The organism is Streptomyces sp. 184 (genome assembly GCF_045781775.1).
Taxonomy (GTDB): domain Bacteria; phylum Actinomycetota; class Actinomycetes; order Streptomycetales; family Streptomycetaceae; genus Streptomyces.
Map to the genome: position 1 here is coordinate 742551 of NZ_CP123230.1, position 12063 is coordinate 754613.

The window sequence follows — 12063 nt, forward strand, 5'->3', positions numbered from 1 at the left end:
TCGCCCGCGCGGCGGCCGTGCCGCCCGTCCGGGCCGTGCGGCGGGGGTGCCGCGCCCATAAGGTTCGTACATCACCAGAGCCCCCTTCGGACCAGTGTGTCCTCGGTGGTGAAACGCAGGCGGCCTGCGCCGCGGTTCCCGTCGCCGGATAGGCTCGCCGCGTGGAGCCGCCGCGTCAGACACCGTACGAGGAGCCGTACGGGCAGCCGTACGAGGAGCCGTACGCCGCCCCGCCCGGCCGGGGCCGGCGCCGGCCCTGGGTCGTCGGCGTCTCCGGCGCCTCCGGCACCCCGTACGCCGCCGCCGTGCTGCGCGCGCTGCTGCTCGCCGGGGAGGCCGTCGACCTGGTCGTGAGCCGGGCGGCGCGGCTGACGGTGCTGGACGAGACGGGCGGCCCGTTCCGCGACGCGCACTGGCGCGAGGACCTGCGGCGCTGGCTCGACACCGGCGCCGACGGCCGCCCCGGCGCCCTCGGCGCGGAGCCGGACCTGTCGGACGTACGGCACTGGGCGGCCGGGGACCTGGCGGCCGGGCCGTCCTCCGGTTCGTACGCCGCGAAGGGCATGATCGTCGTGCCGGCGTCCACGGCCGCGGTGGCCGGCATCGCGCTCGGGCTCTCCAAGGACCTGCTCCAGCGTGCCGCGAGCGTGACGCTGAAGGAGGGCCGCCCGCTGGTCGTCGTCGTACGCGAAACGCCGCTGCCCGGGCCGACGCTGCGGCAGATGGTCGCCCTGGACGAGGCGGGCGCCGTGGTGCTCCCGGCGTCCCCCGCCTTCTACGCGGGGGCCACCGGCATCCAGGACCTCGTGGACTTCGTCGCCGGCCGCGCGCTCGACTCCGCGGGCGTGACACACAAGCTCTATCGCAGATGGGAAGGGGAGCTGGGGCGCTCCCGCTGACGCGGCCGACAGGGCCGCACAGCCGAGAGCCACAGCCGACACGGCAGCACGGAAGGCTTGAGATCGCACATGGACGCCGTCGACAGGCAGCTCATCCAGGCCCTGCGGGAGAACGGCCGCGCCTCGTACGCCGAGCTGGGCCGGCTCGTGGGGCTCTCCGGGCCCAGCGTCACGGACCGGATCAACCGCCTGGAGTCCGCCGGGGTGATCACCGGCTACCGCGCCACCGTCGACGCCGCCCTGCTGGGCCAGGGCGTCACGGCGCTCATCGGGATCGGGCTTTCCGAGGCGGTGGACCACGACGAGATCGCGGCGCGGCTGCGGGACCTGCCGGAGATCGAGGACTGCTTCTTCATCGCCGGGGAGGACTCCTTCATGCTCAAGGTGCGGGCGCCGGACGTGGACGGGCTGGGGAAGACCGTCCGGCGGCTGTCGCGCATCAAGGGCGTCTCGCGTACGGACACGACGGTGGTGCTGTCCACGATGTGGGAGAGCAGGGTGGGCGAGATCGCGGAGGAGTAGGCCGCGTAGGCTCGGATGCGCGCAGATGCGCAGGAACGTGACTTACTGCTGGGAGGCGGCCCGTGGACGCAGGGCTCAGGCGCGAGCTGGCGGAGAAGGCGCGCGGGGGCGCGCGGCTGAGCCGGGAGGACGGTGCCGCGCTGTACGGGAGCGGGGACCTGGCGTGGCTGGGCGGACTCGCGCACGAGGCGCGGACGCGGCGGCACGGGGACCGCGGGTACTTCGCCGCGGCTGCGGACGCGGATTCGGTGGAGACGGTCTCGTACGGCGAGGGCGCCGCGGAGCAGGTCATCGACGCGCTCCTGGAGGTGCGCGACCGGCAGGACGCCGGGGCCGGCCTGCTGGCCGTCGCGCCGCTGGCGGACGGGCGGGTCACGGGCGCGGAGGCGCTGAAGGCGTTCGCGGTGGCGCGGCTGCTGCTGGACAACGTGCCGCACGTACGGGCCGCCTGGACGGCGTACGGCACGCAGACCGCGCAGCTCGCCCTCCAGCACGGCGCTGACGACTTCGCCCCGGCACCGGGCGCCGCGGACACCCTCCCCGCGGACGAACTCGTCGAGCTGATCCAGGACGCGGGGCTGCGCCCGGTGGAGCGCGACGCGCGCTACGCCGTGGTCCGCGAGCACGAGGCCCCGGACCCGGAGCGGCGCGAGGCGCCGCAGCCGATGCGCTTCTGAGGCCGCCGTGACCCTGCACTACGAGCTGGACCCCCCGCTCACCCCTGCCCTGCGGGACGGCATATGCGCGCTCTGGGCCGACGTCAGCAACGCGGGCGGCGCGGTGGGCTTCGTACCGCCGGTGACATCCGCGGACATCCGCCCGGAGCTGGTCAAGCACCTCGCGGCCATGGCGGAGGGCCGCACGCACCTGATCGTCGCGCTCGACGCGGCGGGCCGCCCGGCCGCCACCGCCTTTCTGACGCTCAACACCCACCGCCTGATGCGGCACTGGTGCTGGCTCTACACGGTGATGGTCCACCCCGACCGCCAGGGCACGGGCGAGGGCCGCCGCCTCATGGCCGCCGCGGCGGACGCGGCGCGCGGGCTGCCGGGGATGCGGGGGATCCGGCTGACGTGCCGGGGCGGGACGGGGGTCGACACGTTCTACGCGTCCTGCGGCTACAAGGAGGTCGGCCGCGTACCGGACGCGATACGCGTCGCGGACGACGACTACCGCGACGACATCACCATGTGGCTGCCGCTGCATACTTGATAGGCGCCGCACACCGCGCACCCGTACACCCGCACCACCCCTGACCGACGGAGCAGAGAGAGCAGAGAGAAGTTGTCAGCCGTGACCCCCAAGCCGAACCCCGCCGTCCGCTACACCGCCATGCGCCTCGGCGTCTTCGCCGCGTCGTTCGTGATCCTGGCCGTCCTGGTCCGGGTCGGCGCCCTCCCGGCGGGTCTGGGCGACTCGAACTACCTGTGGGTCATGCTGCTGGCGATCGTCGTCTCCGCGCCGCTGAGCTTCATCCTGCTGCGCAGGCAGCGGGAGCAGATGTCGGAGCAGATCGTGGGCCGGGTGGAGAAGTCGAAGGAGCGGCTGGCGGCGAACCGCAGCCGCGAGGACGAGGCGGACGACGCGGCGCGCGGCGAGGCGCGCGGAGAGACGCGCGGCGGGGCGGCGTCGTAAGCGGGGCGTGAGGGTCGTCACCCCCAAAGCCGCACTATGGGAATGTCAAAGCGGGAGTGTTAGTCTTCTCGTCATGACGACGACGGTAGCTGCGCTTCGCATGCCCACGAGCCCTCTGCTCGTGGCGCGCCTGCACGTCGATCTGTGCCGTTGTCTGTCCGCGGCATGTCAGAGCAGCTAGTCCCCCCGCTCTGACCGGTTCACGCACCACATTCCCCAAGTAGCAGCCGCGCGCCCGCTTCCCCAGGCCCGCCCCCGTACGCGGACAAGGCCGGACGAGACCCGGCGCGCCCAGTCACGGAGACGCCCGTGTCCACATCCACCCCCGCCCCCACCGCGCAGCCGCGCAGCGGCTTCCGGATACCCAAGGTGCCCTTCTGGGCCCAGATCCTCGCCGGCCTCGTCCTCGGCGTGCTCCTCGGCTGGGCCGCCCGCACCGGCGACGTCGCCTGGCTGAAGGACACCCTGGAACAGATCGGCACCATCTTCGTCCAACTGCTGAAGCTGGCCGTCGCCCCGCTGGTGTTCTTCGCCATCCTGGTGTCGATCACCAACCTGCGGAACGTCAACAACGCCGCCCGCCTCGCGACCCGTACCCTCCTGTGGTTCTTCGCCACCTCGCTGATCGCGGTCGCCATCGGCCTGGCCATCGGCCTCCTCACCAACCCGGGCGCCGACACCGGCCTGACCCCGAAGGACGGCGCGGAGCCCGAGAGCAGCGGCTCGTGGATCGACTTCCTCACCGGAATCGTCCCGACCGACATCATCACGCCCTTCACCGAACTCCAGGTCCTCCAGATCGTCTTCATGGCCGCGGCCCTCGGCGTCGCCGCCCTGAAGCTCGGCGAGAAGGCCCAGCCGATCATCGCGCTCAGCGAGACCATCCTGGAACTCCTCCAGAAGGCGCTGTGGTGGGTCATCCGCCTCGCCCCCCTCGGCACCGTGGGCCTCATCGGCTTCGCGATCGCCGACTACGGCTGGAACCTGATCAGCAAGTACGCGACCTTCACCGCCGACGTCTACATCGGCTGCGCCCTGGTCCTCTTCGGCGTCTACCCGCTCCTGCTGGCCACGGTCGCCAAGGTCAACCCCCTCCAGTTCTTCCGCGGCGCCTGGCCCGCGATCCAACTGGCCTTCGTCTCCCGCTCCTCCGTCGGCACGATGCCGGTCACCAAGAAGGTCACCGAACGCCTCGGCGTCCCGCAGGAGTACACCTCCTTCGCGGTCCCCTTCGGCGCGACGACGAAGATGGACGGCTGCGCCGCGATCTACCCGGCCCTGGCGGCCATCTTCATCGCCGAGATCTTCGACGTGACCCTGGGCATCCAGGACTACATCCTGATCGCCTTCGTCTCGGTCATCGGCTCCGCCGCCACCGCCGGCCTCACCGGCGCCACCATCATGACCACCCTCACCCTCTCCACCCTGGGCCTCCCCCTGGAGGGCGTGGGCCTGCTCCTGGCGATAGACCCGATCCTGGACATGGCCCGCACCGCGACGAACGTCGCGGGCCAGGCGGTGGTCCCGGTGCTGGTCGCGTCGCAGGAGAAGATCCTGGACCGCGAGGCGTACGACAACGCCACCAGCTTCGACATCAACGACCCGGACCCGGCGGAGTCCCCCCACCCCAAAACCCCGGTAACCGCCGCGGCCTAATCCCCGCTGTGCACCGTGCCGACGCCCGTCCCCGGCCACCGGGGGCGGGCGTCGGCATGTGAGTCATCCCCGCGGGGCGAAGAACCGGGCGCTCTGGACGTACTTCATCGCCTTCGTGAACTCCGGGTCGCCGAGGCGCCGTTCCATCTCCTGCGGGCTCACGTCCTCCACGCGTGTCTGGATCCAGTACAGGTTGCCCAGCGGGTCGCGCACCCGTCCGACCCGGTCGCCGAAGAAGAGGTGGGTGACCTCGGTGACCGGGGTGGCGCCGGCCGCGACGGCCTGCCGGAAGGCGGCGTCGGCGTCCTGCACGTAGAGGCGGAGGAAGCCGGGGGTCGGCGGCCAGTCCGGCAGTGCGTCGAACATCATCACCACCGAGTCGCCGATCCGTACCTCCGCGTGCTCGATCCTGCCGGTCTCGCCCGCCAGGCACTCCAACTCCTGTGCGTTGAAGGCCCTCTTCATGAAGTCGATGAGCCGCACCGTGTCGCGGGAGATGATCCACGGGGTCACGGTGTGGTAGCCCTGCGGAACAGGCTGGACGGACATCTGGCTGCCTCCTGGGGTGCGCATGCCTCCGACGTTGGTGAGGACGCTAGTCCCGCTTGAGGTCAGTTTCCGTCCTCAAGGTCGGAGGGGAATCCGTCGGTGAGGTAGGCCGACAACTGGCTCGGTGCGTCCTCCTGGAGGAGGTGGCCGGCTTCCTCGATCCAGTGCAACTCGGCGTGCGGGATGCGCTCGTGCAGCCACTCGGCGTACTTCGTAGGGAGGATGCGGTCCTCGCGGCCCCAGATGAGCCGTACCGGAATGGACACCCCGCCCAGCAGGTGCTCGTACGCGGCGGTGTCCGCCTGTCTGATCTGGCTGTACTGGCGGTAGAACGCGGCCTGCCCCGCGGCCCCCCGCCACGGTGCGAGGAATGCGTCGAGGACTCCCGGCCGGAAGCCGACCTGCGTGGCGTGCCGCAGGTGGCTGGCGACCAGGGCTTCGTGCGCGTAGGCCGGAAGCTGCTGGAAGACCTCCGTGTGCTCCAGGAAGAGCCGGAAGAGTCCCCGCTCCCACGCGCCGCCGCTCACCGCGTCGAAGAGGGTCAGGTCCCGGTAGTTCCGCTCCTCCACCAGCAGGGTCCGCAGCGCCACGGCCCCGCCGATGTCGTGGGCGACCACGCTGGGGCGGGGCAGTTCCCAGTGGGCGAGGAGCCCGGCGAAGTTCCTCGCGTGGGCGGCCAGGCCGAGATCCTGGCCCTCGCGCTGGTCCGACCGGCCGAAGCCGAGGTGGTCGAAGAAGAAGACCGTGCGGGTACGGGCGAGCGCCGGAGCGATGTCCCGCCAGAGGAAGGAGGAGTACGGCGTGCCGTGCACCAGGACGATCGGGTCGCCGCTGCCGAGTACCCCCCACCGCATCACTCCTTGAGGCGTCTCGAATTCCTCGTCGAGCGTCCAGTCCATTCCTGGTCTCCTCTTCTCCCGGCGTCGGGTGTCGCGCGTGCCAGACTTCGGTGGTGATCTTCAGACTTGCAGAGGAGCGGGACTTTTCCGGGTTTATCGGGCTTGCGGCCGAGGTGGAGCAGTGGTTCGGGGCCATGGTGGAGGAGCCCGGGTTCCACGGGGCGGTACGGGAGCACATTCGCCGGGGCGCCGCGCTCGTGGCCGTTTCCGGGGCGGGCGTTGTCGGGGGGTTGTTGTTCGGGGGCGGGGCACCGGTTTTCCGGGTGCACTGGCTGGTCGTTTCGGAGGCCGCGCGGGGACAGGGCGTGGGGCAGGCGTTGATGGCGGAGGCGGAGGAGCGGTTCGTACGGGGACGGGGGGCCGGGTGCGTCGAGGTGGTGACGTTCGGGGCCGACCATCCCGGGGCCGTCGCCGGCGGGGCGCGGGTCTTCTACGAGCGGCTGGGGTTCACGCCCGCCGAGGCCGCCCCGCCCGGGCCCGAGGGCGGTTCGCGGCAGGTGTTCCGTCGGGCGGTGGGGGAACCGGGGGGCCCGGGGGAACGGGGCGAACAGGGCGGGCCGGGCGAACAGGGCGGGCCGGGGGAGTGAGCCCGGGGGTGGTACTCAGACGGGGGTGAGTACCTGCGCTCTGGTCGGTGCCCCCGCCGGTCGCGACGCTGGGGGCATGCGTCGTGTGCTGCGGATTCTTCTGTTCCAACTGCTCTCGTTCGTTCTTCTGACCGGCGCCGCCGCCGGAGCCTGGGCCGCGTGGCTGGGGTGGGACCAGAAGCGCGACGAGACCGGCTACGAGGACGCCGGCCCGTACGAGGCGTGGCAGGTCGGCGGGCTGGTGCTCACCCTGCTCGTCGCCGTGGTCCTCGTCGCGTACCTGCGGCACTTCGTGCCCGCCGTGCTCGGTTCCACCGTGGGGCTGACCTTCGCCTCGTTCTACGACTGGTCGGACGACAACAGCGGGCTCTTCGCCGTCGGGGTCGCGCTGATCCTGATGGGGACGTTCGTCGGCTCCGCCCTCGTCGCCGTCGCCGTCGGCGCCCTGCGCGGGGAGGCCGCAGCGGAGGAGCGGGCCTCCACCGCCGTACGCTGACGGCGCAAACGGAACCGGGAGTACCGGGTGCGGCGTCCTCTGGCGGGGTGGCCTGGCGTTCGCGAGAATGCGGCGCGTCTGTTGCCGCCCGGCGAGTTGAAACACGGCCGACGCGAACGTCAGGGGAGCCACTGATGACGCAGTCCGCACCACAGCAGCAACACGCGGCGCCCGCACCCGAGTCGCAGTACCTGAAGGAGATCAACTCCAGACTCCTCCCCGGCACCGCCGTCCCCGATCTGCTGCCCCCCGCCGTCCACGCCGACGCCCGCGGCGTCCGCGAGGCGGTCGTACCGCCCGCCGCCCCGCACCCCCGGCAGGGCTCCCTCGCCGACATCCCCTTCGACAACGCCGCCCACGCCCCCGACGAGCCCGCCCTCGCCCGCCCCCGCGCCGACGGGACCTGGGCCGACGTCACCGCCGCCGAGTTCGCCGACCACGTGCTCGCCGTCGCCAAGGGCCTCATCGTCTACGGGCTGCGCCCCGGCGACCGGCTCGCGATCATGTCGCGTACGACGTACGAGTGGACCCTGCTGGACTTCGCCGCCTGGGCCGCCGGCCTCATCACCGTGCCCGTCTACCCGACGTCCTCCGCCATCCAGGCCCGCCACATCCTGCACGACTCCGGGTCCGTCGCCTGCGCCGTGGAGAGCGTCGACCAGGCCCGGCTGGTCAGCGGCGAGCGCCAGAGCCTGCCGCACCTCGCCCACCTCTGGCAGCTCGACACCGGCATCCTCGGCCAGCTCGCCGCCGCCGGCCGCGACGTCCCCGACACCCTCGTCCGCCAGCGCCGCGCCGGCCTCGGCCCCGACAGCGTCGCCACCGTCATCTACACCTCCGGCACCACCGGCCTGCCCAAGGGCTGCGTCCTGACCCACGGCAACTTCTTCGCCGAGGTCGACAACGCCATCGAGCTGCTCTACCCCCTCTTCACCGCCGTCAGCGAAGACCCCCCGGCCACCCTCCTCTTCCTGCCCCTCTCGCACGTCCTCGGCCGCATGACCGCCGTCGGCTGCCTCCGCGCCCGCGTCAAGCTCGGCCACGCGCCCAGCATCCAGACCGACGACCTGCTCCGCGACCTCGCCGGCTTCCGCCCGACGTTCTTCGTCGGCATCCCGTACGTACTCGAAAAGGTCTACAACACCGGCCGCGCCACCGCGGAAGGCATCGGCCGCCTCGCCTCCTTCGACCGCGCCGCGAAGGTCGCCGTCCGCTACGCCGAGGCCGTCGAGGCCGAGCTGCACGGCGAGGGCCCGGGGCCCGGGCCCGGCCTGCGGACGCTGCGCAAGCTGTACGACGCGCTGGTCTACCGCCGCATCAGGGCCGCGCTCGGCGGCCGGGTCAAGTACGCGATCTGCGGCGGCTCCCCGCTCGGCCGCCGCCTCGCCGCCTTCTACGCGGGCGCCGACGTCATGGTCTTCGAGGGGTACGGGCTCACCGAGACCACCGCCGCCGCCACCGTCACCCCGCCGCTGAAGCCCCGCTTCGGCACCGTCGGCTGGCCGCTGCCGGGCACCGGGATACGTATCGCGTACGACGGCGAGGTGCTGGTCCGCGGCGGGCACCTGTTCTCCGGCTACTGGGACGCCGAGGCCGGCGTCACCCGGCTCGACACCGACGACGGCTGGTTCGCCACCGGCGACATCGGCGAGCTGGACGCCGACGGCTACCTGACGATCACCGGCCGCAAGAAGGACCTCATCGTCACCGCCTCCGGCAAGAACCTCGCGCCCGCGCCCCTGGAGGACCGGCTGCGGGCGCACCCGCTGGTCAGCCAGTGCCTCGTCGTCGGCGACGACCGCCCGTACGTCGCGGCGCTCCTCACCCTCGACCCCGAGGGGCTGCGGCACTGGCGGATGATGCGCAAGCGCGAGTACGTGCCGCTCCCCGACCTCATCCGCGACCCGCTGCTCCGCGCCGACCTCCAGCGGGCGGTGGACGGGGCGAACGAGCTGGTCTCGCGCGCGGAGTCGATCCGCCGTTTCACGGTGCTGCCGGCGGACTTCACGGAGGAGGGCGGGTATCTGACGCCGTCGCTGAAGCTGAAGCGGCAGGCGATCGTGCGCGACTTCGGGCAGGTCATCGACGAGTTGTACGCGGCCGAACGCTGACCGGGCGCGGGGGAGCGGGGCGTGGCCCGCCGCGCCCCCGGGGCGCGGAGGCGCGGGGGCGCCGGCCGCGGGCGACCGTGCGCCGGGGCGCCTGGGCGCGCGAGCGGGTGCGCCGCGCGCGGTCGGCTCCGGTACGCGGGTGCCGCCGGCCGCGCGAGCGGGGCCGGAGCGCTCCGGGCAGGCTCCGGCCCGTTCCGGACCCGCGCCCCCGGCTCACAAACCCGGCCCGCAAACCCGGCTCACAAACCCGGCTCACAAACCCGGCCGACAACCCCCCGCCCTCACCCCCGCCCGGCGTCCGCCAGCAGCCGTCGCAGCGACGCCGCCGCCGGCGGGCCCCACGTCTCCTTGCCGCCGGGCCGACCCCGTATCCCCGCCTCGCCGATGAGCAGCCCGGCCAGCGCCCGCACCACCGCGACGCCGCGGGCGCGGCGCAGCGTCGCCGCGTCGGCGCCCGGCTCGTACGCGGCGTGGAAGCGGTCGGCGGCGGCCTCGTCGGGGAGGAGGATCCAGGCGGCGGCGAGGTCGAGCGCGGGATCGCCGCAGCACAGGTCGCCGAAGTCGATGACGCCGCAGAGCGCGCCGCCGTCGGTGAGGACGTTCGCGGGGTGCAGGTCGCCGTGTTGCCACAGCGCGGGCCCGGTCCACTGCGGTGCGGCGACGGCGTCGTCCCAGACGGCCCGTACGGCATCCGCGTCGGTGACGACGCCCAGATCGAGCGCCTCGGCGAGCTGCTTGTCGAACCACTCCGCCGCCTCGGTCAGCGGCCCCCGCGGCCCCGCCCGCGGGGCGCGCCGCCGGGGGCGGGGCGGTGCAGTGCGGTGAGGAACGCGGCCAGGGTGTCGGCGGCGGCCGGGCCGCGGGTGACGGGGGCGCGGTCGGCGGGGGTGCCGGGCACCCAGGTGGTGACGATCCAGGGGCGCGGGAAGCGCTCGGAGGGCTCGCCGAGGCGCTGCGGTACGGGCACGGGCAGCGGGAGGAGCGGGGCCAGTTCGGGGAGCCAGGCGTGCTCCTTGCGCAGCAGCTCGTCCGCGGACTCCGTCGCCCACGGGAGCCGTACGGCGAGGTCGTCGCCGAGCCGCCAGAGCTGGTTGTCCCAGCCGCGGGCGCCGAGGCGCAGGGGGCGGTCGGCGAGGTCGGGGTGCTGGTCGCGCAGCAGGTCGCGGATCAGCTCCGCGGTGATCTCGTGCTCGCCGCCGGCCCCGGTGTCGGCCTCGGCCCCGGAGCCGGCCGCGGCCACTGCTGCTGTGCCTGTGTCGTGCCCGGGCCCGCTGCCCGTCTCGCTGTTGCTCATACGACGTCACCGTATCCACCCGACCCGCCCGCCTCCGGGCCGCGTCCGGGCATGAGAAAACCCCCGCCGGTTGGCGGGGGTTTCCTCAGGTCAGCGTGGAGCGTGCGTCACGACGGGGAGACGTTCGCCGCCTGCGGACCCTTCGGGCCCTGCTGCACGTCGAAGGTCACCTGCTGGTTCTCTTCGAGCGAGCGGAAGCCTTGGGCGTTGATAGCGGTGTAGTGGACGAAGACATCGGGACCGCCGCCGTCCTGGGCGATGAAGCCGAAGCCCTTTTCAGCGTTGAACCACTTGACGGTTCCGGTAGCCATGAGCCCTCCTTGGGCCAAAGGGTCGCCCTGCCCCAGAGCCTCGAAGAAGCCTGAAAACGACACATGCCCGCGGCGTCACAATCTCCGCAGGCACGGTACTGCAAGGAAACCAAACTGCAACTTGCGGTTGAGCCTAGCACGCGCGAGCCCGTCCCGGTAGAGAAAGGATCACGCTCCGGTGAGCCCCCGTACCCGCGTGCGGTCGAACGGCGGTTAGCCTCGGAGCCGTGACAGCACCACCGCTTGACGCAGGAGCTAGGCGCCGGCCACGAGTCGGCCACATCCAGTTCCTGAACTGCGTCCCCCTCTACTGGGGCCTTGCCCGTACGGGCAGCCTGCTCGACCTGGAGCTTTCGAAGGACACCCCGGAACGGCTCAGCGAGCAGCTCGTCGACGGGGAGCTGGACATCGCCCCCGTGACCCTCGTGGAGTACCTGCGCCACGCCGACGACCTCGTCGCCCTGTCCGACATCGCGGTCGGCTGCGACGGTCCCGTGATGTCCTGCGTGATCGTCTCGCAGCGACCCCTGGCCGACCTGGACCGGGAGCGCGTGGCGCTCGGTTCCACCTCCCGCACCTCCGTGCGCCTGGCCGAGCTGCTGATCGGCGAGCAGTACGGCGTCGCGCCCGACTACTACTCGTGCCCGCCCGACCTCTCGCTGATGATGCGCGAGGCGCAGGCCGGCGTGCTCATCGGGGACGCCGCCCTGCGCGCCTCGCTGCACGACGCCCCGCGGCTCGGGTTGCACGTCCACGACCTCGGGCAGATGTGGAAGGAGTGGACCGGGCTGCCGTTCGTCTTCGCCGTGTGGGCCGTACGCCGCGACTTCCTGGCCCGCGAGCCCGAGATGGTGGCGAACGTGCACCGGGCGTTCCTCGACTCCCGCGACCTGTCGCTGGCGGAGGTCGGCAAGGTCGCGGAGCAGGCGGCGCGGTGGGAGGCGTTCGACCCGCCGCTGCTCGAACGGTACTTCCGCACGCTGGACTTCCGGCTGGGCGCCGCGCAGTTGGAGGGCATCGACGAGTTCGCCCGCCGGGCGGGCTTCCCGGACGAGGCGCGCGTGCGGCTGCTGCCGGCGGCCGGGGCGTCCTAAGCTGGGTCGG

Annotated in this window: 13 protein-coding genes and 1 pseudogene; 10 read left to right on the top strand and 4 right to left on the bottom strand. The window is 72.8% G+C overall.

Translation table 11 applies throughout. From position 1 onward, the window contains the following. The first annotated feature begins 161 nt into the window (after positions 1-161). The 6 genes from QBL21_RS03185 (at position 162) to QBL21_RS03210 (ending at position 4712) form a co-directional block, all read left to right on the top strand. Complete coding sequence (locus QBL21_RS03185; protein WP_407560437.1) at positions 162-899, top strand: UbiX family flavin prenyltransferase; 738 nt, start codon at positions 162-164, stop codon at positions 897-899. 69 nt (positions 900-968) lie between these two features. Beyond that, positions 969-1421: an Lrp/AsnC family transcriptional regulator gene (locus QBL21_RS03190; RefSeq protein ID WP_407560438.1), complete on the top strand. Its 453-nt coding sequence runs from the start codon at positions 969-971 to the stop codon at positions 1419-1421. Positions 1422-1483: 62 nt separating this feature from the next. After that, on the top strand, positions 1484-2098 hold the full coding sequence (locus tag QBL21_RS03195) for a hypothetical protein (protein WP_407560439.1): 615 nt from the start codon (positions 1484-1486) through the stop codon (positions 2096-2098). A gap of 7 nt (positions 2099-2105) precedes the next feature. Continuing rightward, a complete protein-coding gene (locus QBL21_RS03200) occupies positions 2106-2633 on the top strand; it encodes a GNAT family N-acetyltransferase (protein WP_407560440.1) in 528 nt (175 codons plus the stop codon). Between the two features lie 81 nt (positions 2634-2714). Continuing rightward, positions 2715-3056, top strand: coding sequence for a DUF4229 domain-containing protein (locus tag QBL21_RS03205; RefSeq protein WP_407560441.1), 342 nt, complete (start codon positions 2715-2717; stop codon positions 3054-3056). Positions 3057-3365: 309 nt separating this feature from the next. Further along, the gene (locus QBL21_RS03210; RefSeq protein ID WP_407560442.1) at positions 3366-4712 is read left to right on the top strand and encodes a dicarboxylate/amino acid:cation symporter; all 1347 of its coding nucleotides are present in this window, start codon (positions 3366-3368) and stop codon (positions 4710-4712) included. 63 nt (positions 4713-4775) lie between these two features. Here the strand turns inward: QBL21_RS03210 and QBL21_RS03215 are convergent, their stop codons facing one another. Together QBL21_RS03215 and QBL21_RS03220 are read right to left on the bottom strand one after the other, a co-directional pair. Continuing rightward, positions 4776-5285, bottom strand: a complete 510-nt coding sequence (locus tag QBL21_RS03215; protein ID WP_407560443.1) for a VOC family protein — start codon at positions 5283-5285, stop codon at positions 4776-4778. A gap of 38 nt (positions 5286-5323) precedes the next feature. Beyond that, entirely contained in the window at positions 5324-6160 is an 837-nt protein-coding gene (locus tag QBL21_RS03220; RefSeq protein ID WP_407560444.1) for an alpha/beta fold hydrolase, read from the bottom strand. A gap of 53 nt (positions 6161-6213) precedes the next feature. Between QBL21_RS03220 and QBL21_RS03225 the strand changes: the two genes are divergently transcribed. The 3 genes from QBL21_RS03225 to QBL21_RS03235 all read left to right on the top strand — a co-directional run bounded on the left by QBL21_RS03225 (position 6214) and on the right by QBL21_RS03235 (position 9354). Beyond that, positions 6214-6747, top strand: coding sequence for a GNAT family N-acetyltransferase (locus QBL21_RS03225; protein ID WP_407560445.1), 534 nt, complete (start codon positions 6214-6216; stop codon positions 6745-6747). Between the two features lie 76 nt (positions 6748-6823). Next, a complete protein-coding gene (locus QBL21_RS03230) occupies positions 6824-7243 on the top strand; it encodes a hypothetical protein (protein WP_407560446.1) in 420 nt (139 codons plus the stop codon). Positions 7244-7377: 134 nt separating this feature from the next. Further along, a complete protein-coding gene (locus tag QBL21_RS03235; protein ID WP_407560447.1) occupies positions 7378-9354 on the top strand; it encodes an AMP-dependent synthetase/ligase in 1977 nt (658 codons plus the stop codon). A gap of 281 nt (positions 9355-9635) precedes the next feature. On the opposite strand, the pseudogene QBL21_RS03240 reads toward QBL21_RS03235, so the two are convergent. Together QBL21_RS03240 and QBL21_RS03245 are read right to left on the bottom strand one after the other, a co-directional pair. Next, positions 9636-10648: pseudogene (locus QBL21_RS03240) on the bottom strand (phosphotransferase). A 107-nt stretch (positions 10649-10755) separates the two neighbouring features. Further along, entirely contained in the window at positions 10756-10959 is a 204-nt protein-coding gene (locus QBL21_RS03245; RefSeq protein WP_018840208.1) for a cold-shock protein, read from the bottom strand. A 227-nt stretch (positions 10960-11186) separates the two neighbouring features. Here QBL21_RS03245 and QBL21_RS03250 point away from each other — a divergent pair, with 227 nt between their 5' ends. Next, positions 11187-12053 carry a menaquinone biosynthetic enzyme MqnA/MqnD family protein gene (locus QBL21_RS03250; protein WP_407560448.1) on the top strand — a complete coding sequence of 289 codons (867 nt, stop codon included), beginning with the start codon at positions 11187-11189 and terminating at the stop codon, positions 12051-12053. Positions 12054-12063: the final 10 nt, after the last annotated feature.